The 24,249-nt window shown below is 49.9% G+C and carries 24 protein-coding genes and 2 pseudogenes; 16 read left to right on the forward strand and 10 right to left on the reverse strand.

Annotated elements, in window-relative coordinates:
- Window positions 1-15: 15 nt before the first annotated feature.
- The 5 genes from flhB (at window position 16) to SK54_RS10815 (ending at window position 6,615) form a co-directional block, all read left to right on the forward strand.
- Entirely contained in the window at window positions 16-1,164 is a 1,149-nt protein-coding gene (gene flhB / locus SK54_RS10795; protein WP_017693236.1) for a flagellar biosynthesis protein FlhB, read from the forward strand.
- On the forward strand, window positions 1,157-3,235 hold the full coding sequence (flhA, locus tag SK54_RS10800) for a flagellar biosynthesis protein FlhA (protein WP_003859723.1): 2,079 nt from the start codon (window positions 1,157-1,159) through the stop codon (window positions 3,233-3,235). The genes flhB and flhA overlap by 8 nt, the downstream gene beginning before the upstream one ends.
- On the forward strand, window positions 3,235-3,627 hold the full coding sequence (locus tag SK54_RS10805; RefSeq protein ID WP_048247162.1) for a flagellar protein FlhE: 393 nt from the start codon (window positions 3,235-3,237) through the stop codon (window positions 3,625-3,627). The genes flhA and SK54_RS10805 overlap by 1 nt, the downstream gene beginning before the upstream one ends.
- A gap of 260 nt (window positions 3,628-3,887) precedes the next feature.
- Window positions 3,888-5,471 carry an MFS transporter gene (locus tag SK54_RS10810; protein ID WP_023303900.1) on the forward strand — a complete coding sequence of 528 codons (1,584 nt, stop codon included), beginning with the start codon at window positions 3,888-3,890 and terminating at the stop codon, window positions 5,469-5,471.
- Window positions 5,472-5,475: 4 nt separating this feature from the next.
- Window positions 5,476-6,615: a beta-galactosidase BglB gene (locus SK54_RS10815; protein WP_026080697.1), complete on the forward strand. Its 1,140-nt coding sequence runs from the start codon at window positions 5,476-5,478 to the stop codon at window positions 6,613-6,615.
- A gap of 34 nt (window positions 6,616-6,649) precedes the next feature.
- On the opposite strand, the gene argS is transcribed toward SK54_RS10815, so the two are convergent.
- A complete protein-coding gene (gene argS, locus SK54_RS10820) occupies window positions 6,650-8,383 on the reverse strand; it encodes an arginine--tRNA ligase (protein WP_023294934.1) in 1,734 nt (577 codons plus the stop codon).
- Between the two features lie 238 nt (window positions 8,384-8,621).
- Between argS and SK54_RS10825 the strand changes: the two genes are divergently transcribed.
- Both SK54_RS10825 and cutC read left to right on the forward strand, forming a co-directional pair.
- Window positions 8,622-9,182, forward strand: coding sequence for a VOC family protein (locus tag SK54_RS10825; RefSeq protein WP_048247166.1), 561 nt, complete (start codon window positions 8,622-8,624; stop codon window positions 9,180-9,182).
- Between the two features lie 78 nt (window positions 9,183-9,260).
- On the forward strand, window positions 9,261-10,004 hold the full coding sequence (gene cutC / locus SK54_RS10830; RefSeq protein ID WP_023294933.1) for a copper homeostasis protein CutC: 744 nt from the start codon (window positions 9,261-9,263) through the stop codon (window positions 10,002-10,004).
- Between the two features lie 174 nt (window positions 10,005-10,178).
- On the opposite strand, the gene cmoB is transcribed toward cutC, so the two are convergent.
- From cmoB to SK54_RS10850, 4 genes and pseudogenes are all read right to left on the reverse strand, one after another.
- Window positions 10,179-11,150 (reverse strand): tRNA 5-methoxyuridine(34)/uridine 5-oxyacetic acid(34) synthase CmoB, encoded by a 972-nt coding sequence (cmoB, locus tag SK54_RS10835; protein WP_015570275.1) that lies wholly within the window; start codon window positions 11,148-11,150, stop codon window positions 10,179-10,181.
- Window positions 11,147-11,890: a carboxy-S-adenosyl-L-methionine synthase CmoA gene (cmoA, locus tag SK54_RS10840; protein ID WP_003859735.1), complete on the reverse strand. Its 744-nt coding sequence runs from the start codon at window positions 11,888-11,890 to the stop codon at window positions 11,147-11,149. The genes cmoB and cmoA overlap by 4 nt, the downstream gene beginning before the upstream one ends.
- Window positions 11,891-11,930: 40 nt before the next feature.
- Window positions 11,931-12,326: an MAPEG family protein gene (locus SK54_RS10845; protein WP_003859737.1), complete on the reverse strand. Its 396-nt coding sequence runs from the start codon at window positions 12,324-12,326 to the stop codon at window positions 11,931-11,933.
- A gap of 51 nt (window positions 12,327-12,377) precedes the next feature.
- Window positions 12,378-12,725, reverse strand: a pseudogene (locus tag SK54_RS10850) (DUF72 domain-containing protein); the annotation flags it as partial.
- Between the two features lie 52 nt (window positions 12,726-12,777).
- Between SK54_RS10850 and SK54_RS10855 the strand changes: the two are divergent.
- The 3 genes from SK54_RS10855 to SK54_RS10865 all read left to right on the forward strand — a co-directional run bounded on the left by SK54_RS10855 (window position 12,778) and on the right by SK54_RS10865 (window position 16,309).
- Window positions 12,778-14,403, forward strand: a complete 1,626-nt coding sequence (locus SK54_RS10855) for a recombinase family protein (protein ID WP_048247167.1) — start codon at window positions 12,778-12,780, stop codon at window positions 14,401-14,403.
- A gap of 66 nt (window positions 14,404-14,469) precedes the next feature.
- Window positions 14,470-15,372 carry an AbiTii domain-containing protein gene (locus tag SK54_RS10860; RefSeq protein WP_048247168.1) on the forward strand — a complete coding sequence of 301 codons (903 nt, stop codon included), beginning with the start codon at window positions 14,470-14,472 and terminating at the stop codon, window positions 15,370-15,372.
- Window positions 15,338-16,309, forward strand: a complete 972-nt coding sequence (locus SK54_RS10865) for an AbiTii domain-containing protein (protein WP_242507296.1) — start codon at window positions 15,338-15,340, stop codon at window positions 16,307-16,309. Before SK54_RS10860 ends, SK54_RS10865 begins: the two co-directional genes overlap by 35 nt.
- 228 nt (window positions 16,310-16,537) lie before the next feature.
- On the opposite strand, the gene SK54_RS10870 is transcribed toward SK54_RS10865, so the two are convergent.
- Complete coding sequence (locus SK54_RS10870; protein WP_224395087.1) at window positions 16,538-16,930, reverse strand: hypothetical protein; 393 nt, start codon at window positions 16,928-16,930, stop codon at window positions 16,538-16,540.
- Between the two features lie 171 nt (window positions 16,931-17,101).
- Here SK54_RS10870 and SK54_RS10875 point away from each other — a divergent pair, with 171 nt between their 5' ends.
- The 3 genes from SK54_RS10875 (at window position 17,102) to SK54_RS22650 (ending at window position 19,418) form a co-directional block, all read left to right on the forward strand.
- The gene (locus tag SK54_RS10875; RefSeq protein WP_017144991.1) at window positions 17,102-17,656 is read left to right on the forward strand and encodes a recombinase family protein; all 555 of its coding nucleotides are present in this window, start codon (window positions 17,102-17,104) and stop codon (window positions 17,654-17,656) included.
- Window positions 17,657-18,567: 911 nt separating this feature from the next.
- A complete protein-coding gene (locus tag SK54_RS10880) occupies window positions 18,568-19,152 on the forward strand; it encodes a hypothetical protein (RefSeq protein WP_048247172.1) in 585 nt (194 codons plus the stop codon).
- A 122-nt stretch (window positions 19,153-19,274) separates the two neighbouring features.
- On the forward strand, window positions 19,275-19,418 hold the full coding sequence (locus SK54_RS22650) for a hypothetical protein (protein ID WP_016831683.1): 144 nt from the start codon (window positions 19,275-19,277) through the stop codon (window positions 19,416-19,418).
- A 110-nt stretch (window positions 19,419-19,528) separates the two neighbouring features.
- On the opposite strand, the gene SK54_RS10885 is transcribed toward SK54_RS22650, so the two are convergent.
- Window positions 19,529-20,533, reverse strand: coding sequence for a Shedu immune nuclease family protein (locus SK54_RS10885; protein ID WP_048247174.1), 1,005 nt, complete (start codon window positions 20,531-20,533; stop codon window positions 19,529-19,531).
- A gap of 2 nt (window positions 20,534-20,535) precedes the next feature.
- The gene (locus SK54_RS10890) at window positions 20,536-20,865 is read right to left on the reverse strand and encodes a hypothetical protein (protein WP_048247176.1); all 330 of its coding nucleotides are present in this window, start codon (window positions 20,863-20,865) and stop codon (window positions 20,536-20,538) included.
- 908 nt (window positions 20,866-21,773) lie between these two features.
- Between SK54_RS10890 and SK54_RS10895 the strand changes: the two genes are divergently transcribed.
- Genes SK54_RS10895 through SK54_RS21920 form a run of 3 tightly spaced genes read left to right on the forward strand, consistent with a single transcriptional unit; the run spans window position 21,774 to window position 22,785 of the window.
- A complete protein-coding gene (locus tag SK54_RS10895) occupies window positions 21,774-22,328 on the forward strand; it encodes a hypothetical protein (RefSeq protein ID WP_048247178.1) in 555 nt (184 codons plus the stop codon).
- Window positions 22,328-22,588, forward strand: coding sequence for a hypothetical protein (locus tag SK54_RS10900; RefSeq protein ID WP_048247180.1), 261 nt, complete (start codon window positions 22,328-22,330; stop codon window positions 22,586-22,588). The genes SK54_RS10895 and SK54_RS10900 overlap by 1 nt, the downstream gene beginning before the upstream one ends.
- Window positions 22,589-22,590: 2 nt before the next feature.
- A complete protein-coding gene (locus SK54_RS21920; protein ID WP_075550075.1) occupies window positions 22,591-22,785 on the forward strand; it encodes a hypothetical protein in 195 nt (64 codons plus the stop codon).
- 372 nt (window positions 22,786-23,157) lie between these two features.
- On the opposite strand, the pseudogene SK54_RS10905 reads toward SK54_RS21920, so the two are convergent.
- Together SK54_RS10905 and SK54_RS10910 are read right to left on the reverse strand one after the other, a co-directional pair.
- A pseudogene (locus SK54_RS10905) lies at window positions 23,158-23,652 on the reverse strand (DUF72 domain-containing protein); the annotation flags it as partial.
- Entirely contained in the window at window positions 23,649-24,215 is a 567-nt protein-coding gene (locus SK54_RS10910; RefSeq protein ID WP_017384353.1) for a hydrolase, read from the reverse strand. The pseudogene SK54_RS10905 and the gene SK54_RS10910, both read right to left, overlap by 4 nt.
- Window positions 24,216-24,249 lie beyond the last annotated feature (34 nt).

Consider the following 24,249-nt stretch of genomic DNA (forward strand, 5'->3'; position numbering starts at 1 on the left):
CTGCGAGCAGGCACAGTGGCAGAAGAGAACGACGACAAAACAGAAGCCCCCACACCCCACCGACTTGAAAAAGCCCGTGAGGATGGGCAGATCCCCCGATCCCGAGAGCTGACATCCCTGCTGATCCTGGTGGTGGGCGTCTGCATAATCTGGTGGGGCGGGGAGATGCTCGCCCGCAGACTGGCGGGAATGCTCTCGGCTGGCTTACGTTTTGATCACAGCATGGTCAATGACCCCAATCTGATCCTCATTCAGATCATCAACCTTGTGAAAAGCGCGATGCTCGCCTTGCTGCCGCTGATCGCGGGCGTGGTCATCGTGGCCCTGGTTTCGCCGGTCATGCTCGGTGGCCTGGTGTTCAGCGGAAAATCGCTGCAACCGAAATTCTCTAAGCTCAATCCGTTCCCCGGCATTGCGAAAATGTTTTCCGCGCAAACCGGGGCTGAGCTTCTTAAAGCGATCCTGAAATCGCTTCTTATGGGCAGTACCGCCGGGTTTTTTTTGTGGCACCACTGGCCGGAGATGATGCGCCTGATCAGCGAGTCCCCGATGACGGCGATGAAGAATGCCCTGAACCTGGTCGGGTTATGCTCGCTGCTGGTGGTACTCAGCATTATTCCGATGGTGGCGTTCGACGTTATCTTCCAGATCTATTCCCATATCAAAAAGCTGCGAATGTCGCGTCAGGACATCCGCGATGAATATAAGCAGATGGAAGGCGACCCGCACGTTAAGGGCCGTATCCGCCAGATGCAGCGCGCCGCCGCGCGTCGGCGCATGATGGAAGATGTGCCGAAAGCCGACGTCATCGTCACCAACCCGACTCACTACTCCGTGGCGCTTCAGTACGACGAAAACAAAATGAGCGCGCCGAAAGTGGTGGCGAAAGGGGCCGGGCTGATTGCGCTGCGCATTCGTGAAATCGCCACGGAAAACCGTGTGCCGATCCTGGAAGCACCGCCGCTGGCTCGCGCGCTGTATCGCCACGCGGAAATTGGACAACAAATCCCGGGCCAGCTCTACGCCGCTGTCGCAGAGGTGCTGGCCTGGGTGTGGCAACTGAAACGCTGGCGTTTAGCGGGCGGTCAACGACCTGTAAAACCTGAGAACCTGCCGGTGCCTGAAGCACTGGATTTTTTGAACGAGAAGGACACTGATGGCTAATCTGGTGGCAATGTTGCGCCTGCCCGGCAACCTGAAATCGACGCAATGGCAGATCCTTGCCGGACCGATTCTGATCCTGCTAATTCTGTCGATGATGGTGCTGCCGTTACCGGCATTTATCCTCGACCTGCTTTTCACCTTCAACATTGCGTTGTCCATCATGGTGTTGCTGGTGGCGATGTTCACCCAGCGCACGCTGGAGTTCGCCGCGTTTCCAACGATCCTGCTGTTCACCACGCTGCTGCGCCTGGCGCTGAACGTTGCCTCCACGCGTATCATCCTGATGGAAGGGCACACCGGCGCGGCGGCGGCGGGCAAGGTGGTCGAAGCCTTCGGTCACTTCCTGGTGGGCGGCAACTTCGCCATCGGTATCGTGGTGTTCGTCATTCTGGTGATTATTAACTTCATGGTTATCACTAAAGGGGCGGGGCGTATCGCAGAAGTGGGCGCGCGCTTCGTGCTCGACGGGATGCCGGGCAAGCAGATGGCCATCGACGCGGACCTGAATGCCGGGCTGATCGCGGAAGATGAAGCGAAAAAACGCCGTGCTGAAGTGACCCAGGAGGCAGATTTCTACGGCTCCATGGACGGTGCGAGTAAGTTTGTGCGCGGTGACGCCATCGCGGGCATTCTGATCATGGTGATTAACGTCGTCGGCGGCCTGCTTGTCGGCGTGCTGCAACACGGCATGGACATGGGCCACGCAGCGGAAAGCTATACGCTGCTGACCATTGGTGATGGTCTGGTGGCGCAGATCCCGGCGCTGGTGATCTCCACCGCGGCGGGCGTGATTGTGACTCGCGTCAGTACCGATCAGGACGTGGGCGAGCAGATGGTGGGGCAGCTCTTCAGCAACCCGCGCGTTATGCTGCTCTCCGCGGCGGTGCTGGGCCTGCTCGGTATGGTGCCGGGCATGCCAAACCTGGTATTCCTGCTGTTCACCGCTGCGCTGCTGGGGCTTGCCTGGTGGATGCGTGGCCGGGAAACGCAGCCTAAGGCAGAGCCTGCGCCGGTCAAAATGCCTGAGAACACCCAGGCGGTGGAAGCCACCTGGAACGACGTACAGCTCGAAGATTCGCTGGGGATGGAAGTGGGGTACCGCCTGATCCCGATGGTGGATTTCCAGCAGGATGGTGAGCTGCTTGGCCGTATCCGCAGCATTCGTAAAAAATTCGCCCAGGATATGGGCTTCCTGCCGCCTGTGGTCCACATCCGGGACAATATGGATCTCCCGCCCGCGCGCTACCGCATCCTGATGAAAGGGGTGGAAATCGGCAGCGGTGATGCGTACCCCGGCCGCTGGCTGGCGATTAACCCGGGCACCGCCGCAGGCACGTTGCCGGGTGAGCAGACGACCGACCCGGCCTTTGGTCTGGCGGCAATCTGGATTGAGAGCGCCCTGAAAGAGCAGGCCCAGATTCAGGGTTACACGGTCGTTGAGGCCAGTACCGTGGTGGCGACGCACCTCAACCACCTGATTGGCCAGTTCTCCGCGGAACTGTTTGGACGTCAGGAGGCGCAGCAGCTGCTCGACCGCGTAACGCAGGAGATGCCGAAGCTGACCGAAGATTTGGTGCCGGGCGTACTGACCTTAACCACCCTGCACAAAGTGCTGCAAAATCTGCTCGATGAGAAGGTGCCCATTCGCGATATGCGTACCATCCTTGAGACGCTGGCCGAACATGCGCCGCTGCAAAGCGATCCGCACGAACTGACGGCGGTGGTGCGCGTGGCGCTCGGACGCGCCATTACCCAGCAATGGTTCCCGGGAACCGGCGAAGTGCAGGTCATTGGCCTGGACACGCCGCTGGAACGTCTGCTGCTTCAGGCGTTGCAGGGCGGTGGCGGGCTGGAGCCGGGTCTGGCGGACAGATTACTGGCGCAAACCCAGGAGGCGCTGGCGCGTCAGGAGATGCTGGGCGCGCCGCCGGTGCTGCTGGTGAATCACGCGCTGCGTCCATTGCTGTCGCGCTTCCTGCGCCGGAGCCTGAACCAGCTGGTAGTGCTGTCGAATATGGAGCTGTCCGATAACCGCAATATTCGCATGACGGCGACCATAGGAGGGAAATAATGCGTAAGTGGCTGTGGATCTTACTTTTCCCGCTGGCGGCGCAGGCCGCAGGCGAGGGGGCATGGCAGGCCAGCAGTATCGGCTTGACGCTCAACCATCGGGGTGAGTCGATCTCCTCCCGTCCGCTGTCCGCCTCTGAGCCCGTGTCCGGGCAGATGACGCTGGTGGCCTGGAATTACACCCTGACGGGACTCACACCGGCCGGGTTGCGGGTGCGGCTGTGCTCGCTGACCCGCTGCGCGGAAATCGAGGGTCAACGTGGCACTACCCAGGCCTTCAACGGGGTGTCTGCTCAGGAGCCTTTACGCTTTATCTGGGAAGTGCCAGGCGGTGGACGTCTCATCCCGGCGCTGAAGGTTCAGCGCAACGAGGTGCTCGTCAACTACCGCTAACTGCCCGCCTTTTCGCCAGTCTCCAGGCATTTCTGAAGGCTGGCTCGCAAAAATGACCTTCCCTTTTGATACAAAAGAAACGCTGTTTTATAAATCAGTGACACGCGTATTGACACTCTTTGCGTTTTTGCCATTCACCACTTTGTGATGGCAGAAACAGAAAGGTATCAACAGGTCGATACTTTTACTGTAGCCGTGTAAAAACTCCCGGACGAGGTTGCTTACAGGGAGTCTCCCAAAACTGATTAGGGTTGACGGCAATGAAAACACGTAAAATTGGACTCGCAAATTATTTTGCTTACGGGTCAGGGGACTTCCTCGGGGCGGGGACTACCGCCCTGACGGCCGCCTGGCTTTTGTATTTTTATACCACCTTCTGTGGACTCACACCGATTGAAGCAACCTTTATCTTCGCTGCCGCGAGGGTGCTGGATGCGGTTGTCAGCCCGTTAATGGGCTTTTTAACCGATAACTTTGGCACCACCTGGCTGGGCAAGCGCTTTGGCCGTCGTAAGTTCTTCATCCTGCTCGGTATTCCCTGCGTTTTCAGCTACTCGCTGATGTGGGTAGGGGACATGAGTTTCTGGTACTACCTGCTGACCTATCTGATCTTTGATATCGTCTACACCATGATCCTGGTGCCATACGAAACGCTGGTGCCGGAGATGACGGACGATTTCAAACAGAAAACCAAATTCTCCGGGGCGCGAATCTCTATGGCGCAGATGTCCGCCATTCTGGCCTCCTTCCTGCCGGGGATCCTGCTCACGCATTTCGGCAAAGACAACGCGATCTCCTTCTTCTATGCAAGCCTGGTCTTCTCCGTACTCTGCGCGCTGATGCTTACTTTCGTCTGGTTCTTCACCTGGGAGCGTCCGCGCGAAGAGTGGTCTGAAGCGGCTCTGCGTGCCGAGGAAGAGAAGAAAAAGCTGACCCTGGGCCAGAGCCTGAACCGTCTTTTTGTCGAATTAAGTTCGACGCTGCGCATCAAGATTTTCCGCCAGCATCTGGGGATGTACCTTGGCGGCTACATCGCCCAGGACGTCTTTAATGCGGTGTTCACCTATTACGTGGTATTTGTGCTGATGCAGGAGGCGTCAATGGCGTCCAACCTGCTGGGCACGATGGCCATCTTCCAGTTCCTCGCCGTGATCGGCATGATCCCGCTGTGCATTCGCTTCGGACCTGCGCCGTCTTACCGCATGGTGGTCGTGCTGTTTGGTCTGGCCTCGCTCTCTTACGCGGTGCTTTATTACGCGGGCCTGAGCGACGTTTACGCTCTGCTGCTGCTGATCTCTGCGGTTGCCGGTCTTGGCCGCGGGGGTATCAACTACGTACCGTGGAATACCTACACCTACATTGCTGACGTGGACGAAGTGATCACCGGTCAGCGTCGCGAAGGGATCTTCGCGGGCATCATGACGCTGACCCGTAAAGCGTCTCAGGCCGGTGCGGTGATGCTGGTGGGGATCGTGATGCAGATGTCGGGCTTTGTCAGCGGGCAAAAAGTGCAACCTGCGGAAGTGAGCCACACCATTCTGATGATCCTGAGCGTTGGCACTATTCTGGTGCTGTTCTGCGGCTTCCTTGTCTCCCTGCGCTTCAAACTCAATTTGCAGACTCACAGCACCCTGCGTGAAGAGACCGCGAAAATGCGCGAGTCCGGCCATGCGATGCCAGAGGCGGTGACCCCGCAGGCCCGCGCTACCGTGGAGATGCTGGCGGGAATGCCGTATGAATCCCTGTGGGGCAACAACAACATCGGTTATCTGAATCGCAATAAGCCGGTGGCCCCTTCGCTGAAGGATCGCGCGGTACTGAATTCGACATACAACAGAGGTTAAGATGATGAAAGTTTGGCCTGTCAAACATAGCCCGTTACTGCGTCAGCCTGAGCGCTTTATCGCCAGGGATGAGCTGAAATCGCTGATTCAAAAGGTGACGCATAACCTGGTCAATATCCACGACAAAACGGGTGAGTTTTTGCTGCGGCTGGACGACGGGCGCGTGATCGACACCAAAGGCTGGGCCGGATGGGAATGGACCCACGGCGTCGGTTTATACGGTATCTGGCAGTATTACTGCCAGACCGGTGACGAAGGCATGCGCGAGATTATCGACAGCTGGTTTGCTGACCGTTTCGCTGAAGGCGCAACCACCAAAAACGTGAATACCATGTCGCCGTTCCTGACGCTGGCGTATCGCTACGAAGAGACCAAAAACCCTGCCTGGCTGCCGTGGCTGGAAAGCTGGGCGGAATGGGCGATGAATGAGATGCCGCGCACCGAACATGGCGGCATGCAGCACATCACCCTGGCGGAAGAGAACCATCAGCAGATGTGGGATGACACGCTGATGATGACGGTGCTGCCGCTGGCGAAAATCGGCAAGCTGCTGAACAAGCCGGAGTACGTCGAGGAGGCGATCTATCAGTTCCTGCTCCACGTACAGAACCTGATGGATCGGGAGACCGGACTGTGGTTCCACGGCTGGAATTACGACGGCAATCACAACTTTGCCCGGGCTCGCTGGGCGCGCGGCAACAGCTGGCTGACCATCGTGATCCCGGATTTCCTCGAGCTGGTGGATCTGCCGGAAAACAACGCCGTTCGTCGCTATCTGGTGCAGGTACTGAACGCGCAGATCGCCGCACTGGCAAAATGTCAGGACGAGAGCGGATTGTGGCATACGCTGCTGGACGATCCTGATTCTTATCTGGAGGCGTCGGCCACGGCAGGGTTTGCTTACGGCATTCTGAAAGCCGTGCGCAAGCGTTATGTCGGCGCAGAGTACGCAGAGGTGGCGGAGAAAGCGATTCGCGGCATCGTGCAAAACATCTCGCCGGAAGGGGAGCTGCTGCAAACGTCCTTCGGGACGGGGATGGGGAGCGATCTGGCGTTTTACCGCCAGATACCGCTGACCTCGATGCCGTATGGCCAGGCAATGGCGATTCTGTGTCTGACGGAATATTTGCGGAAATATTTCTGATAATAAAAAACCCGGCGCTCGCCGGGTTTCTTTTTTACATACGTTCTACGGTTTCGATACCCAGGGTATCCAGACCGAGCTTCAGGGTCTTCGCCGTCAGCTGCGCCAGCTTCAGGCGGCTGTGACGCACCGCTTCGCTCTCAGCAGAGAGGATAGGGCAGTGTTCGTAGAAGCCAGAGAACAGACCGGCCAGATCGTACAGGTATGCACACATAACGTGCGGCGTACCGTCACGCGCGACCACGGAGAGCGTCTCTTCGAACTGAAGCAGGCGGGCAGCCAGCTGTGCTTCACGGTCTTCGGTAAGGGTCACCGTAGCATTCGCCAGCACGCTTTCGTCGATATTGGCTTTACGGAAGACGGAGAGTACGCGGGTATAAGCGTACTGCATATATGGCGCCGTGTTGCCTTCAAACGCCAGCATGTTGTCCCAGTCGAAGATATAGTCGGTGGTACGGTTCTTGGAGAGATCCGCGTATTTCACCGCGCCGATCCCAACCGCGTTAGCCAGTTTCTCCAGCTCGTCAGCAGGCATATCCGGGTTCTTCTCGGCCACCAGGCGACGCGCGCGTTCCAGCGCTTCATCCAGCAGATCGGAAAGCTTCACGGTGCCGCCCGCACGGGTTTTGAACGGCTTACCGTCTTTACCCAGCATCATGCCGAACATGTGATGTTCCAGCGGCACGGAATCCGGCACATAACCCGCTTTACGCACGATAGTCCACGCCTGCATCAGGTGCTGGTGCTGACGGGAGTCGATGTAATACAGCACGCGATCCGCATGCAGGGTTTCGTAACGGTATTTCGCACAGGCGATGTCGGTGGTGGTGTAGAGATAGCCGCCATCCTTTTTCTGGACGATCACACCCATCGGTTCGCCTTCCTTGTTTTTATACTCATCAAGGAACACCACCGTTGCGCCTTCGCTTTCCACCGCCAGATTTTTAGCTTTCAGGTCCGCCACAATGCCTGGCAGCATCGGGTTATACAGGCTTTCACCCATCACGTCGTCACGGGTCAGGGTCACGTTCAGACGGTTATAGGTGAGCTGATTCTGGGACATGGTAATGTCCACCAGCTTGCGCCACATCTCGAGGAAGTACGGGTCGCCGCCTTGAAGTTTCACCACGTAGCTGCGCGCGCGCTCGGCGAAGGCTTCATCTTCGTCATAGTGCTTTTTGGCTTCACGGTAGAAACCTTCCAGGTCCGCCAGCGCCATTTCGCCTGCGTTTTCCTGCTGCTGCTTTTCCAGATACGCGATCAGCATGCCGAACTGCGTGCCCCAGTCGCCTACGTGGTTAGCGCGGATCACCTTGTGACCAAGGAACTCGAGGGTACGCACCGCCGCGTCACCGATGATGGTGGAGCGCAGGTGACCGACGTGCATCTCTTTCGCCACGTTTGGCGCGGAGTAGTCAACCACCACGGTCTGCGCTTCTGGCTGAGCCACGCCCAGACGGTCAGACTTCAGCGCCGCGTCAACGTGGCTTGCCAGGAACGCAGGCTCAAGGAAAATGTTGATAAAGCCTGGACCGGCGATTTCGGTTTTGCTGGCGATGCCGGTGAGATCCAGATGCGTCAGTACCTGCTCAGCGAGCTGTCGCGGCGGCATGCCCAGTTTTTTAGCCACTGCCATCACGCCATTAGCCTGATAGTCGCCAAACTGTACTTTCGCTGACTGACGAACCTGTGGTTCGCAATCCGCAGGCGCACCTGCGGCAATCAGTGCCTGACTGACTTTTTCTGAGAGAAGAGCCTGAATATTCACCTGGATACCTTACGTTTTTGATGCGGGTAAAAAACACCCACGCCAGTTTAAGAATTTAGGGCGGGAGTATACTGCAAATGCCTTCGGGCGTCAGCCCTGCGGGGGGCGAAGATCGCTCAGAATCCAGGCGAAGACGGTATGCATAATCATGCAGTCGAAAAAACCGTGATTCTGCGGTTGGTCGACAGAGGGCAACAGAGTAAATTAGCGGCTTTGCGACACGAAACGAGACTGACCTATGGCGAACTGGCATACCATTGACGAACTGCATGATATTTCCGCAGATTTACCGCGCTTCACTCAGGCGTTCACAGAACTTGCCACCCGTCTCGGGCTGGATATCGCGCCGCTTGAGGCCGATCACATCTCTTTGCGCTGCCACCAGAATGCCACCGCCGAACGCTGGCGGCGTGGCTTTGAGCAGTGCGGAGAACTGCTGTCGGAGAATATCATTAACGGTCGCCCGATCTGCCTGTTCAAACTTCACGCGCCGGTAACGGTGGCGCACTGGCAATTCACCGTTGTGGAACTGCCCTGGCCAGGAGAGAAGCGTTATCCGCACGAAGGCTGGGAGCATATCGAAATTGTTCTGCCTGGGGAGCCCGAGACGCTGAACGCCCGTGCGCTGGCGCTGCTTTTCGACGAGGGGTTAAGCCAGCCGGGTATTTTCGTCAAAACCAGCTCGCCAAAAGGGGAGCGCGAACGCTTACCGAACCCTACGCTTGCCGTAACGGACGGCAACGTGACGGTGAAATTCCATCCCTGGACTATCGAGCAGATCGTCGCCAGCGAAGCGTAAGCATTGTGAGCGTCGATCCAGACACCAATCGGGCAACGTGCCACGATGGTACGTTGAGTGAAATTTAAGGAGGATGACATGGCGCTGCTGGAAATTTGTTGTTACAGCGTGGAGTGTGCCGTCACTGCGCAACGGCAGGGGGCCGATCGCATCGAGCTTTGCGCGGCACCGAAAGAAGGAGGATTAACCCCGTCCTTTGGCGTGCTGAAATCAGCCCGTCAGGCCATCACTATTCCGGTGCACCCGATTATTCGCCCGCGCGGCGGTGATTTTTGTTATACGGCGGGTGAGTTCAGTGCCATGCTTGAGGATATCGCCCTCGTCCGTGATTCCGGTTTTCCGGGGCTGGTGATCGGTATGCTGGACGAAGACGGCAACATCGATCTTCCGCGTATGCGTCAGGTCATGCGCGCCGCCCGGGGGATGGCGGTCACTTTTCATCGTGCGTTCGATATGTGTCAGGATCCGATACAAGCCTTTGATACGCTGGCAGAACTGGGCGTGGCGCGCGTTCTGACGTCGGGCCAGCAGTCCTCGGCTGAAAAAGGACTGAAATTAATTACGGAACTAAAAGCATATTCCGGTGTTCCAATAATCATGGCGGGCGCAGGAGTACGCGCCAGCAATCTGGAACTGTTTTTAAACGCAGGGGTGGAAGAGCTGCACAGCTCGGCGGGTAAATGGATACCTTCACCCATGCGTTATCGCAATACAGGGTTGTCAATGTCGACGGATGCTGAAGCGGATGAGTACTCACGCTACGGTGTGGATGGAGAGTCGGTTGCGGTAATGAAATCGTTGATTGAACGTCATCACGTGTAGCAACGTACCGATTTTTACCGCGCATCATGTCGCCCAATATGATGCTTGCTTGTACCAGGCCCCTGCAAATTACACAGGGGCCTTTTTTTCTTTTTTGCCCGGTGGCGCTGCGCTTACCGGGCCTACGAAATCACGCGTAGGCCGGGTAAGGCGCAGCCGCCACCCGGCTAAAGGCTACGGCTTGGTCGCAATCAATACCGCACGCATCGGGGCCGGATAGCCTTCGATGGTTTTACTGTGATCGTCCGGGTCGAGGAATTGCTCCAGCGATTCGGTGATCATCCAGTCGGTGCGGCGCTGTTCCTCAACCGACGTCACGCACACATCGGCGATGCGTACATCGACAAATCCACATTTCTCCAGCCAGTTCTTCAGCGCCAGCGCGGAAGGGATGAAGTAAACGTTGCGCATCTGCGCATAGCGATCGCCCGGCACCAGAACGGCATGTTCATCGCCTTCGATGACCAGCGTTTCCAGCACCAGTTCGCCGCCGCTGACCAGCTGATCTTTCAACTGCCAGAGATGCTCCAGCGGGGAACGACGGTGGTACAGCACGCCCATCGAGAAAACGGTATCAAACGCTTTCAGGGCAGGGAGTTGCTCGATACCCAGCGGCAGCAGGTGCGCACGCTGGTCGTTACCCAGCAGCTTACGCACCGCTTCAAACTGGCACAGGAACAGCTGCATCGGATCGATACCGACGGCCAGATGCGCGCCTGCGCCGATCATGCGCCACATGTGATAGCCGCTACCGCAGCCCACGTCCAGAATGGTGCGCCCGGTCAGGTCGGATAAATGCGGCAGAACGCGATCCCACTTCCAGTCAGAGCGCCACTCGGTGTTGATATTTACACCGTACAGCGAGAACGGCCCTTTGCGCCACGGCATCAGGTTACGCATCAGCGTTTCGATGCGGTTGATCTGCCCGGCCGGGAGCGGCTCTTCGCTCTCCGCCGTCACGCTGTGCAGCAAATCCAGACGATGAGGCGTCAGTTCAGGCAGAAACTCCACGGCGTTGGACCACTGCTTCAACAGACCATGCTGCTGATCGCGCTGCCAGGTGGCAATTTGCGCAGGCAGGGTTTCCAGCCAGTGGGAAAGGTGGTTTTTGGCAATCAGCTGATAGAAATTACCGAACTCGATCATGCTGCGTCTCCGGCTTTAAGCGCCACCAGAGAACCAAAGTTAAAGCACTGGAACCACAGTTCGCTGTGTTCAAATCCGGCTTTGCGCAGGCGCGCTTTGTGGGTTTCTACGGAATCCGTCAGCATGACGTTTTCAAGCATGCTGCGCTTCTGGCTGATCTCCAGCTCGCTGTAGCCATTTGCACGCTTGAAATCATGGTGCATGTTGAACAGCAGTTCGCCCACGCTGGCGTCTTCAAAGCTGAATTTCTCAGACAACACCAGCGCGCCGCCCGGGTTCAGGCCCTGATAAATTTTATCCAGCAACCGCTGACGATCGTCCGGCACCAGGAACTGAAGGGTAAAGTTCAGAACCACCATTGAGGCGTTCTGGATGTCGATATCGCGGATATCGCCTTCTACCACCTCCACAGGCGTAGGGGCTTTATATGCGTCAATGTGGCGACGGCAGCGTTCGACCATGGCCGGTGAGTTATCGACAGCCACAATCTTGCAGCCTTCGTGATGAACGTTACGACGAATGGACAGCGTTGCCGCTCCCAGCGAACAGCCCAGGTCATAGACCTGCGTGCCGGGTTGAACAAAACGCTCCGCCAGCATGCCGATCATGGAGATAATATTGGAATAACCGGGAACAGAGCGCTGGATCATATCCGGGAAGACTTCGGCTACCCGTTCATCAAAGGTCCAGTCGCCCAGGCTGGCGATAGGCGCGGAAAAAAGCGTGTCGCGATCTGACATAACGTAAAAATCCGGGAAAAATAAAGGGGCATATTGTGCGCTAATGGAAGGAGAAAACCAACTCCCACGGCATATACCAAAGGTTAGCTAGCACCATCAGCAAAAGCGAGCACCAGGTCGCGCTCATGCCGGAACGACGCCAGCGGATCAGGCGGTGGTGAAAACCATAATAATGCATCAAACGCCCTGCAATCAGCAGCAGCCCACAGACGTGCACCATCCAGGTTTCTGCGCCATCCATCTCCATTAACAGCAGTAAAATTAACGCGACGGGAATGTACTCGACCGCGTTGCCGTGGATGCGGATTGCGCTTTGTAGCTCAGAAAAGCCCCCGTCACCGTACGAGACGCGGTACTGCATTCTCAGGCGCACAACATCAAATGAAAACTTAATCAGCAGTAATGCACCTAACACCGCATACAGCGCGCTGACCATACTAACTCCCTGTTTTTGGCAGATGGCACGTCTCTATGATAGGGGGTGATTTCAGAAAAGAGAAGATTGTTGTGGGATGGACGGCGCGGGGCCAACCGACGGAACCGCCTGCTGCAAGGCCTGCCAGAGAGCATCGACCAGTTCAGGCGCCTGCGCGATATCCGGCGTATGTAAAAAAAGGTACGGCGTGGTGGTGTGCTCCCATTTCGCCAGCGTTTGCAGCCAGACGGCGAACATCTCCTCATTTTGCTGCATGTTATCGCTGCCGATAAACCGGACCATCGGGTTCTGCGCCGTTACGATCGCGTGGACGGGCACTTTCGGTTTTTTGCGCTGGGCATCAACAACCGCTTCGCTGTGCGGGATTGCGCTGTGCACAGGGCGGCTGTCGAGGATTACACCTTTCTTATGATACACTTTTTCAATCTCTTCATAACCCATCATAAACCCCATGCCAAAAGCAATCTCATACATACGATTTTCTACGAAGATTCAATCAGTTGGTGATTCTACTAAGCGTCAAAGCAAGTACATTAACGATTGGTTAAAAAGGAATCCTGATTACTATTTAGACGAATCATTACGCTTTCAGGATTTGGGTATCAGCGGCTTCTCTGGTGCTAATGCTAAGTCAGGGGCTTTTGCTGAATTTCTAGCCGCTGTGGAGTCTGGCTACATTGAGGCGGGTTCAGTCTTACTTGTTGAATCTCTGGACAGGGTAAGCCGTCAGGACATCGACACAGCAGGGGAGCAGCTTAGAAAGATTCTCAGGTCTGGCGTTGAAGTGGTGACACTTGTCGATAACGAGTGGTACACGAAAGAAAGTCTGAAAGATTCACTATCCATGATTAAAGCGATGTTGGTCATGGAAAGAGCACATGAAGAGTCAGCGATGAAATCTACCCGTTTGCGCTCTGTATGGGCTGCTAAGAGGGAACGTGCTGCTAACGGTGAAATCATGTCTAAGCGCTGTGCAGCATGGTTAAAAGTATCTGAAGACCGTTCACACTTTGAATTCATCCCTGAGAATGTGAAAGCTGTTCAACGTGTCTTTCAGCTACGGTTAGAGGGCTTGTCTCACGTCAAGATAGCCAAACAAATGAATGATGAAGGTTTTTCAACCCTGAACCAGTTCAAATCCGTTACAGGTGGCTGGTCTCAATCGTCGGTCACTGAGTTACTTTCAAACCGTTCAGTGATTGGTTTCAAAGTTCCTTCTAAATCAATGGCTGTAAAGGGGGTTTCAGAGATACCAAACTATTACCCCTCAATAATCACCGATGAGCAATTCTACGCTGTACAGCAGCTTAAACAGGGTTCAGGGCGTAAACCTTCCTCTGACCTACCTTTGCTAACAAATCTCTTCAAGGGCGTTCTCAGGTGCTCTGAGTGTGGCTTTGTTGTCGTTGTTGCGGGTGTCTCTGCTAAGAGGTCTGGTATATACAAATGCTCGATGAAAAGTGAAGGGCGCTGTAACAGCGTTGGGTTCAGCAGATTACAGACTGACCGCGCATTGGTTCAGGGGCTGCTTTACAACACTAACCGTCTTTCACTCAATCGTGATAACGGCTCTACTATTGGTGGTCTTCAAGCTGAGTTAGAACAACTTCAGAAACAGCGTGAGAGGCTAATCAAACTGGCGATGCTGGCAGATGATACCGAATCAATGGCTAAAGATTTGAAAGCTCTGAACAGTCAGATTAAGGACGCTGAAAAGGCTGTCTCAGAGGTTCACCAGCGAGAGCAATCAAGCCAGCTTGAGACAATCAGCCACCTTGATTTGACTGTGAAGAAAGACCGGATAGAGGCTCAAATCATCATTAAGCGTATCGTTAAAGAGATTAGACTAAACACGGCTGGAAAGAAGTGTGATGTCTTCTTACACAACGGCTTGAAGTTGCTTAACTTTCCATTAGATAGAGTGGTAGACGGTGCTCAATGGCTGGAAGTTTTGCCGCTGATTGACGGTGATGAATTCGACTTTGCAGAGTTCACCACTAAGCCTCGTCACATAGCCTTAGAAGAGGCTCCAGAGTGGGTGAAAGAGATGGAAGAGCAACCTAATCAGTCGCTGTGAAAACTTTGCTTACATCATTGTGAATGTTTAGTAAACTAACTTTAAAACTGTCAACAAGGTTAATTAATGAAAACTTCGCCAGTTCATGAGTTGCAGGGTTTGGCTGCTGATGTCAGTAATGACATTGTTGGGGTTTTAATAAAGGCCAAAATGATTGCAGTGAAGTTGAATTTGCCCGAATTGGCAGAATGGTTTGATTGTGAGCTTGATGGCTATCCTGATAGTGTTGTTCTCCCTGATTATCGTATAGGGCAAGGTGTAGTTAGAGGATGGAATCCCTATCACGGATGGATAAATGTCCAGTATCGTGATATTAAACCAGAAATTATAACAATGATTCAAGAGTATGGTTTAAGTGACTCAATTTCAGCATTGAGAAATCTTCGTGAAGCAGATGATAACCTGCGACTTGGAATGTCAGCCGAAAAAATAAAAATGCTTTTCCCTTCAAATAGTGCTCCTTCGGAAGTTTGCTGGTTTATCAATGCTTCAAAGTTGGAATGTATAGTAACTACTGTAAGGAATAGGATATTAACATGGGCTTTGGAGTTAGAAAGAAAGGGAATATTGGGTGAAGGTGTAGTCTTTAGTGAAAAAGAAAAAGAAATTGCACCTGCAACTTTTTACAACACTAATAATTTTTATGGTTCAGTTCATAATTTAGGGGCGATAGGGGCAGGTAATCACGGTAGCATTTATCAAAATAATAAAACCACTATTAACGACTTTGAGTCTCTTAATCTGGCGCTCAAAGAATATGGTTTAGCTGATGATAATATTAGTGATTTAGCAAGGGTTATTAGTGAGTCGCCACTTCCTAAAAACAAAAATGAGGTGAGAGAATACTTTGGTGATTGGATTGGAGTTATGACAGCAAAAGCTTTAAAGGGTGGTCTTGTTATAGAGGGAGCGAACGTCCCTAGCATTTTAATGAATGATTTGTATAGCTACTTCAATTTACAAAGATAACTATATTGCATCGATTGTTAAGGAGTTTAATTTGATACATTCTCCAGTTATTGAGCTTCAGGCTCTTGCGAGTGACCCAAATTCAGATATCGTTGCTGTTCTAATGAAAGCAAAGATGATTGCGATTAAGTTAGACCTTCAAGACCTTGTTGAATGGATAGAATTAGAGCTTAATGGATACCCTAATATTGCCTCTGCGCCTGACTATAGGTCTGGACAAGGCATATTGAAAGCATTCAATCCTGTTAATGGATGGATTCCCGTAGATTTGGGGACATCTGACCCTAAAATAACAAAGCAGTTCACGACGTTTGCGCTTACTGAATCAGTCTCATCAATGGCTCATTCGAAGGTCAAAGATGCAGGGACTGTCAGTCTCACTGTACCTGCTCCACTTGCTGAGATGCTTTTATCTGGTCAGCGTTCAAGATATGAAATTCGTTGGTTTTTCAGTGCTGGTAAAATTCAGCATATAATTACCACTGTGAGGAATAAAATTCTTGATTGGTCGCTTGAGTTAGAGAAAAAGGGAATACTCGGAGAAGGGCTAATATTTACTAGAGAAGAAAAAGAGGTTGCACCAATGACGGTTAACAATACGAATATCTTTCATGGTTCAGTGAATAACGCTGGAGCAATCGGAGCGGGCAACACTGGTGACATTAATCAGCAAAACTCTATCTCAGTAGGTGACATTGCATCCCTTGAGCGTGAACTAAAGAGTCACGGGCTTGATGATAATGATGTTGCTGAATTAAAACGGCTTGTTGAGCAATCACCTAAACCAGCTTCAAAAGAAGAGGTTGAAAAAGGTTTTGGGGCGTGGATTGGTAAGATGACTGGTAAGGCTTTTACAGGTGCGTTAAAGGTCGCTGGTGCGGCGGCTCCTGCCGTTCTTACAAACGCAATCTGCTGCTACTTCGGGATCCCTGTTTAACTCTTTTAAGGTCGCTATGGTTAGACGGGATTCCTTTTTGATTTCTGAAATTTCCATAGTGACCCTTTGAACAACTTGTGAATGCTGAAAAGTAGCCGATTAGATGGCTAAATTAACAGTAAAAAACAGTATTTCCAGATGGCGCAGAAATCCCTATCATTATCAGTAATTTCAATAGCTGTAGCCTATTAACTGTTCTTTATTCAGAACAGGCATTATTCAGTGAATTTAATCCTGTTTAAATTTCTTCTTTGCTCCAAAGTAACCACCAGCAGTTGAGGCCGCTATGTAGGTAATCATAATCTGAATGGTGTTGCGGGAAACATCCGACACAAAGTCATCATCAAAGATGCTTATATAGCCATCAGACGTATCAGCCACACGTTGAATCAGGTCAATAAGCAATATGTGATTCAGGTATAAAAAGGCTGCAACGTTAAAGATAGCAAGTACCCACCCCAACTTGCTCAACTCTTTACCTTTACACCATAAGTATGAGGTCATCCCACAACTGAACGAACAATAACCGATGATTGGGGCAATCAATGCCGCTGTGTGTAACATGCTCTTACCGTCTATGTTAGGGGCTATCAGTGGCTTCAAAGATAATTGATTGGTCATTTGGTTACAATCAGCCCTCAGTCGATGCAGTCTCAAAAGGAAGTGGTTTTGATACTCCTGAAAAGGGTCTCGAAAGGTGTGATTAGGTTGTCTCAAAAGGTTGATTTTGTTTTTTGGTACAGGTATTATTTTGAGACTAGGTTTTGAGACAACTTTCAGGGAATCACCATAATGTCATCTGTAATCGCTTATGTCCGTGTATCAACTTCTGACCAGACTATTGAGAACCAGAAGAAACAAATCAATGAGGCTGGCTATCAGGTAAACAAGTGGTTCTCTGATGAGGCTGTATCAGGTGGCATTAAGGCAACAGAGCGTAAAGGGTTCGGTGACCTGCTTAACTATGTTCGTGAAGGGGATACGCTGGTAGTTATTGGGATTGACCGCTTAGGCCGTAACACTATTGATGTTCTCTCAACGGTTGAACTTCTTCAGGCCAAAGGAGTGAAGGTTATCAGTCTCCGTGAAGGATTCGACCTGTCTACACCAGTGGGTAAGGCTATGCTCACTATGATGGCTGGATTGGCTTCTTTAGAGAAAGACTTGATAGCAGAGCGCAGAACAGCAGGGATTAAACGTGCTCAGTCTGAGGGTGTTCACTGTGGAAGACCAATTAAAGCAACCTCTGAACAGGTTCAGGAACTTCTTTCACAGGGAATGTCACCAAAGCAGGTGCAGGGTGAGTTACAGATTAGTAAGGCGACTTTCTATCGACTGAACAAGTAACAATTGTATGGTGATTCACAATGCCCCTTCGTTGGGGCTTTTTTATGTCTGGCGTTTATCAGGATTCCTGTAACGAATTCTAAGCAGTCTTTATATCAACCTATGGGTTAGGGTTGCCATCATTAAATAACCGCTTAGAAAGCTGTACAGGCTCAGATATGTTCATTTTTTGCCGTTAGTACGGAACCTTTGAAAAGGGCGCTACTAAGCAGACAGATTTCTGACTATCCAAAATCTTCAAAGTTGCTCTAGATATGCCGAAAGTTTCTGGTGAAGCTGAAATAAAAATAGGTCTGGAAATTTTTTAGAAAAATAATATTTGTGAAAATTCATCCACCAGCTTCAAAGCCTCTTTCACGGATCCCGATATGATTTACTGTCAAGGCTACAAGGTGTAACCAGAATCACCGATGAGCGAAGCAAGGTGAGGTTAGAAGGGCTTCTTTAAAGAACTCTTAAAAGATACTCAGAGACAAGAAGATGAAAAACAAAGAACAAAAAGAATCTGTTAAGAGGTTTTTAGGGTAGCATAAAAAACAATCAATTACAATCGGTTGATGTAAATAAATCATGGTGATTCAGGGCGTTAGCCCTCTTAAAATTCCTTTTCAATCAATCTGTACAACCCCCTTTTAACGCGGTTCAACGGTTCCCCCTTTGGGCGGGAGAACCTACCGCAAACACCCTATACCAGCCCTGCATACACAGCCTCTGAAAAGTAACCTTTTCCAAGCGCCTGAATAGTATCCTTCCAGTTATATATACCGGACTTAAACCTTATTGATTTATAAGGGTTTTTTCATTGACTGAAATCTAAAAGCGCCTGTCACAAATTGTTAATAATGTTGACAAAATGTTAAATTTAGGTTATTATGGTTTATTAGATAACGAATTGAGGTATCCACTATGTAATGTACAAAGCTAAAGTATTCAATGGAGTCAAGACTCCGGCTGGAAAGCCAATCACAGGTAAAGGCTTCTTCTCAGATGACCACGATTTAATAGATACCCCCGAATACCGCGAATCTCTTAAAAACACCCTCATCGAATTAGGTTACACCAGCTTCAATAACCCATTACCCGCAAGCAATAAACCTTACCGCAGAAAAGGAACACCCCGTAAGGCTATGGAGAATACACTTCAGCAATATTTTATTGATAAAGACTCAGTAAGTAACCTTCCTTCAAAAGTTGAGGATGTATTCACAGGCTGCGTTAATAGTTGTCCAGATAAACTATCCCCATCTTTCTGCTTTAATTTATTGAAGCGATTAAGCGTTATTACAGCAGCCGCTGTAGAGGATGAAACAGGCTTTAGTAAAAGCTGGTGTAATGACATTACTCAGGCATTGCAGTTAGCAATCACAATGATTGAACATTGCCATGATAAAGGCGAAATTCAGGTAATGTTTAACAGTGACTATGAAAACGATAGATTCGATTCTGACAGGGAATTAGAAGACATCCTTGATTTACACATTCAAAAGGCAGCATAACAATGAACCACACATTAACACATATCGGTGAACCAGCTTACCAGCAATTAAAAGCTCTGGCTGAACACTTTGAAGTAAGAATCCCACAAGTCATCACTCTGATTATCAAAGGAGTCATTTAAATGAACAAGACAAAAGCAGTGCGGATTAAAAAGACAGATAATCAACTGGTGAAACTGAAAGCGGTAAATGCTGGAGCAACCATCAGAAAGACTCTGGAAAGTATGATTCTAATGTCCTATGTGAAACACATTAATGTTATTTGAAAGAGGGTGTTCCGGTATGCTGAGAAGGTATCATACTCATGACATTACTCGAAACACCACGATAAATATTTTATTTGTTATAATGCTACCCTTCCTTCTTTTAAGTACATCTACAATGCTGAGAGAAGCTTATCTTCTATTACTTCAGCACTTCTGACAATGTAGCGCGACCTCTCAAGCAACTCATCATAAAACAAGATATCTATATTTTTTAAATTTCTCCTATAAAGCTCGAGGGTTTTTCTTTTAATTAGTTTTTCTCGCTCATTACCCTCAATTGAAGATAATGAACCTATAATTAAAATGCATTCTGTATCAAATGTGTCTTCATGTATAAGTTCACCGTCTGTAGTGTAATTTCTAGACTGAGATTCAATCTCCCAATTTGCCTTTTGCGCCAATATCTGACTAACAGCGTCGGTTAATTCACTGGATAAGAACCATGTATCAGAGCGCCCTTGTCGCTTAGTGAAAAGTTTTGTTGTTGGTGTTTTTAACTCCACAATCTTGGTGAATCTTGAGTCAGATATAAGAAAATCAGCAATTACATCATTTCCGCCGTTTAAATCAGTTCTTGATATGTGAGCTTCCCTTTGAAGAATTTTTAGGAATTTATACTTTAAGCCATAACCAAAAATCCATTCATTGGTTTCAAAAAAACGTTGCCAGTCTGCCTCCTTATAACTATCAGGCTCAGTGAGCATTTTTTCGTAGGTCTCGAGAGATTCCTTTCTCCCTAATATTGTATTGATGTCATTGTTGGTTAACTTACTGCTTACAAGGTGCTGCAAGGCCATAACTAATGAATTGTTGTCAGCGTGTTCAAGAATGCTGATTATCTCATTATAATTATCTCTGACCTCAATGAATCTTCCAGTCTTTGATGAAGTGTTATCACATACCATGCTATAGCTGGATAGATGGCTATAGAGATTTTGAAGATTTTGTATTGTCAGCTTACATGTGAATTTGGGTGTGCCAGTCTTAGCACAGTGTGCAAAGAAATTGGCACATAAGGAATCCACTTCTTTAGCGTTAGCATCAAGACCAGAAATGTTTAGCATAAGCTCACTTGATTCATCTGAGCCTATGAGGAAAGAGTGATTCAGGCTCATTTTTAAACCTTAGCAATTACATTCTTATAGCCGTCGTACTCAGGGTTATATTTATCATTAATTGGGAATTGGGGTTCACCTTCGAGAATTGTGATATTTGATAGAGACTCTATATCAAACATTCTGAACTCAGGGAAATCAGCCTCACTGTCTGTTACGCCGGATGTCTGGACAATGTGCAATTTAGTGGATTCGGTGCCATCTTTTTTTCTCATAATGAAGATTGCATGAACGTTTCCAATTCTCTCGCCCGGTGTTTTTCCTGGCTTGTTGTAATGAAATGAGATTGGTTTGCGTCTTTGAACTGAATCTCTCAAAACCTGTAAACTCATAATAACATTCCTTATATGGGTGCTACATTGTTTCGGTTTGTGTATCATTTGAACGTACTTTTTGTACGTGATTGTGATAGCAGTTTTTGACAGGATGTGTCAATTTATTTCTAACGGCATCACACGTAACATAACGCAGACTTGTTGTTAACTGAATGTCTTTATGTGGATAAGTCCTTGTAAATCATAATTTTATGATTTTGTGTAATGGGGGGCTTTCAACTTTTTGAGCGTAGTTCAAACGAGTTTTAGACGAAACAAAAAAGTAATGAGGGTTGTGATTTACATATCTGTTTGGGTTTTACAGAATGCTATTCCCGTGAGATAATTGTTTTATCTGGTTTGCTAAATCTCAAAATCAACTGGTACAGGTCGTTCAAGAGGTATTTGAGAAAGCAATGTAAAGGGCTACTCTAATGAGTGGCCTTTTTTTTATTTGTCTTAGAAAGGGATTCGGTTATGAATGAAGACATACTACAAAGTTACAAGAAAAACCTGTCACACTATCAATGTTGAATTAAGAAAGATTGGTGATTTACTAAGTCTAACCCCCAACAAGCAGTATCATATTAAAAAAATGATGACAAAATCTACCCGCTTATTACTCATCAAAGCAACCTGCGAAAGAATTAATAAACAACCGTTGACAATAAGTAATTTCATGTAACAATGATTATATGAGTTAAAGATATTTCACCATCCATCAATCACCGATTTATTATCTGACTCATCAGTTTCCTTTTTGTTTATCTTCTCAGGCATCCATCCCGAATGAGTGACGGGAATTCCTCTTGAGAAGATGAACAACCTAATTTGAAAACATTGAACCGTGTCCCGTAACATTAAGTTGGCTGGATGCGGTTTTGTGCTTTCTGAAATCTAAGCAAACCAGACTAGAGTAATTACTAATGACTACGTTAAATCAAGCTGTAAAAATTGAATCACCCGTTGCAAGTATCAGCCACCTGTTACCGTTCGAACAGAAACAGCATATTGAAAAGCTGTATTTCCCGAAAGTACAACAGGCTTCTGAAAAGATGTCTAAAACAGAATCTGAATATCAGGATGCTGTAGAATCTCGTTCTGTGCTTATTCAACAAAAGACCGCTGAATATCTGGCTAATCCGTCTGAACGTCATGGATTCATTGTGAAGAAGGTTTATCCAACTAACCAGCAACAAGTGATTCAAAGCATGGCTGAACAGGGTTATATGGTTCACCGTGTAGGAATGGGCTTAATCTATTTCATCTCAACAAAAAAGAATGCTCTGAAAGACGCAACTGACAAGGCGAATGCTGAAGCTGAATCAACCATTGATAAGATGATTGAGCGTTTGAAAGTGAAAGCCTCTGAGGCTGTCCATCAGCGTAATCAGATTGTTATTGAGGCCCGTAAAGCTCTGGATGCTGTAAAAGACTTTACTGATTACCTGAACGTTATTGTAACTGAGGTAACCGAATAATGAGTATTCCAATGAAAGGGCTGTCAAAGCGTGGTAGTTATAATCATCTTACTGACTCAATGGAATTCAAATATTTCAACGGTCAAGCAGAGATTAGTGAATCAACCTATAAGCTACTTGCTTCAGGTAATAAGCCTAAACCAACTGTGAAGCCAGCTAAAGCGGTCACTACGTATAAGGTGAAGCCTAAGCCAACAATTGAACAGCAAAGAGATGCAGCCTTGAAAGAGGCTATTAAACAGATGGTAAGCGGGAGATGATAATGGAAGATTCGATTAACGCACCGATTAACTATTACGATTCTGAAAAGCGTCTAATTGTTGGTCACAATCTGGTTGGTAAGATTCATCCTCAGTTAATGAGCAAATTAATCAGACGTTCTTCAAACGATGGTTCAACACGTTCCCAGCAAGCCCGAGTCACAGACTATCTAGAGGGGTTACTAACTAATGTCTAATACAACCACGGTTAACACACCTGATAAGCCATGTATTCATTGTGGCTCAACGGTTAGGTACATTTCATCCGGTCGCTGTGTGGACTGTTCAAAGACACGTAGACAGCCGCCTAAACCAAAGCCACAGATTGTACGTGTAACCGCTAAGGCAGCAAGAGCGCCATTCCACTCAGAAGGTGGAGACAACCGGAATAACATCATTGTGAAGCTGTCTGAAAAGGCTCTTAACCGTCTTGATGAGGTTGGTTACTCATTAGTTCAGAAGTACCGTTTAGCAGGTTACACACAAGAACGAATCCGAATGATTGCCCTTAGTCACATCCTTGAAGCCGCTTAATCCTCCGCTACAAATCCCATCTTTAGAGTGTATCAATAGAAAGGTCTCTTCAGGATCACGCGGTTGACCGATCGTTCATGCAGGCCGCGATTGAGCGCTTTCTCCGCGTCGCCCTTGGCAAAGAATTCCGGATGCCTCACTTCTACGCCGTAGGTAAAGCCATGTGGCAGGGCGTCGAGAAACTGCCAGAGGGCGGGCAGGTCGCGCGGGCCAAACGTGGCGGGAAGCTGGAGCCAGTACTGGCCAATACGGTTGGCCAGAGGCGACATCCGGGTGAAAAACTCGTGGGTTAAATCATCGCAGTTGCGCAGCGCGGCGTTGTGGGAGATGGTCGCCGGGAATTTAAAGCAAAAGCGGAAGTTGTCGGTGGTTTGCTCGCGCCAGCGTTCGACGATCTCCGCGCGGGGCAGGGCGTACAGCGTGGTATTGCCCTCCACGCAGTTAAAGTGTCGGGCATACTCTTCAAGGCTGGTAATACCCAGGCGCACCCATTTCGGGTGCGACCACTGGGGCAGGCCCACGTACATCATAGCGCGCTGAGGATCTCATCCGTGCTGCGCACGCGACCGATACGCGGGAAGATATGGGTCATGCTGCCCTGATGCTGATCCGCAGAGGCTGCGCTGCACGCATCTTCCGCGATCACCAGGTTAAAGCCCAGCTCCCAGGCGTTACGGGCGGTGGATTCCACACCAATGTTGGTGGAGATCCCGCACAGAATAATCGTGTCGATCCCGCGACGGCGCAGCTGGAGCTCCAGGTCGGTGCCGTAGAATGCGCCCCACTGGCGTTTGGTAACTTCTATATCGCTGTCGCGTTTACCGAGCGAGACAGGATATGTCCACCAGTTGTCCGGCAGCGCCTGCGCCGGGGCCTGGGCATCAACCGGCTGTTTTAGCGCTTCGGCGAAATCAGCGGACCAGCCGACGCGCACCATAACAACAGGCGAGCCGCTGGCGCGGCATTTTTCTGCCAGGCGCGCAGCGCGGCTGACCACATCGTCAGCGGTGTGCGGTCCACCGGCAAAAGGCAGAATGCCTTCCTGTAAATCAATGACCACAAGGGCGGTTTTGGTGGCATCTAGTGTAAACATCGTCACTCCCGTCAAATGAATTGCTTTTCTACAC

Origin of the sequence: Enterobacter sp. MGH120 (genome assembly GCF_001037725.1) — a bacterium.
GTDB classification, from domain to species: domain Bacteria; phylum Pseudomonadota; class Gammaproteobacteria; order Enterobacterales; family Enterobacteriaceae; genus Enterobacter; species Enterobacter hormaechei_C.

Bases quoted from the DNA above. Each gene is read 5' to 3' on its own strand.
- flhA (WP_003859723.1), top strand. From the start codon at position 1,157: ATGGCTAATCTGGTGGCAATGTTGCGCCTGCCCGGCAACCTGAAATCG.
- SK54_RS10805 (WP_048247162.1), top strand. From the start codon at position 3,235: ATGCGTAAGTGGCTGTGGATCTTACTTTTCCCGCTGGCGGCGCAGGCC.
- SK54_RS10810 (WP_023303900.1), top strand. From the start codon at position 3,888: ATGAAAACACGTAAAATTGGACTCGCAAATTATTTTGCTTACGGGTCA.
- SK54_RS10815 (WP_026080697.1), top strand. From the start codon at position 5,476: ATGAAAGTTTGGCCTGTCAAACATAGCCCGTTACTGCGTCAGCCTGAG.
- SK54_RS10825 (WP_048247166.1), top strand. From the start codon at position 8,622: ATGGCGAACTGGCATACCATTGACGAACTGCATGATATTTCCGCAGAT.
- cutC (WP_023294933.1), top strand. From the start codon at position 9,261: ATGGCGCTGCTGGAAATTTGTTGTTACAGCGTGGAGTGTGCCGTCACT.
- cmoB (WP_015570275.1), bottom strand. From the start codon at position 11,150: ATGATCGAGTTCGGTAATTTCTATCAGCTGATTGCCAAAAACCACCTT.
- cmoA (WP_003859735.1), bottom strand. From the start codon at position 11,890: ATGTCAGATCGCGACACGCTTTTTTCCGCGCCTATCGCCAGCCTGGGC.
- SK54_RS10845 (WP_003859737.1), bottom strand. From the start codon at position 12,326: ATGGTCAGCGCGCTGTATGCGGTGTTAGGTGCATTACTGCTGATTAAG.
- SK54_RS10855 (WP_048247167.1), top strand. From the start codon at position 12,778: ATGCCAAAAGCAATCTCATACATACGATTTTCTACGAAGATTCAATCA.
- SK54_RS10860 (WP_048247168.1), top strand. From the start codon at position 14,470: ATGAAAACTTCGCCAGTTCATGAGTTGCAGGGTTTGGCTGCTGATGTC.
- SK54_RS10865 (WP_242507296.1), top strand. From the start codon at position 15,338: ATGATTTGTATAGCTACTTCAATTTACAAAGATAACTATATTGCATCG.
- SK54_RS10870 (WP_224395087.1), bottom strand. From the start codon at position 16,930: ATGACCAATCAATTATCTTTGAAGCCACTGATAGCCCCTAACATAGAC.
- SK54_RS10875 (WP_017144991.1), top strand. From the start codon at position 17,102: ATGTCATCTGTAATCGCTTATGTCCGTGTATCAACTTCTGACCAGACT.
- SK54_RS10880 (WP_048247172.1), top strand. From the start codon at position 18,568: ATGTACAAAGCTAAAGTATTCAATGGAGTCAAGACTCCGGCTGGAAAG.
- SK54_RS22650 (WP_016831683.1), top strand. From the start codon at position 19,275: ATGAACAAGACAAAAGCAGTGCGGATTAAAAAGACAGATAATCAACTG.
- SK54_RS10885 (WP_048247174.1), bottom strand. From the start codon at position 20,533: ATGAGCCTGAATCACTCTTTCCTCATAGGCTCAGATGAATCAAGTGAG.
- SK54_RS10890 (WP_048247176.1), bottom strand. From the start codon at position 20,865: ATGAGTTTACAGGTTTTGAGAGATTCAGTTCAAAGACGCAAACCAATC.
- SK54_RS10895 (WP_048247178.1), top strand. From the start codon at position 21,774: ATGACTACGTTAAATCAAGCTGTAAAAATTGAATCACCCGTTGCAAGT.
- SK54_RS10900 (WP_048247180.1), top strand. From the start codon at position 22,328: ATGAGTATTCCAATGAAAGGGCTGTCAAAGCGTGGTAGTTATAATCAT.
- SK54_RS21920 (WP_075550075.1), top strand. From the start codon at position 22,591: ATGGAAGATTCGATTAACGCACCGATTAACTATTACGATTCTGAAAAG.
- SK54_RS10910 (WP_017384353.1), bottom strand. From the start codon at position 24,215: ATGTTTACACTAGATGCCACCAAAACCGCCCTTGTGGTCATTGATTTA.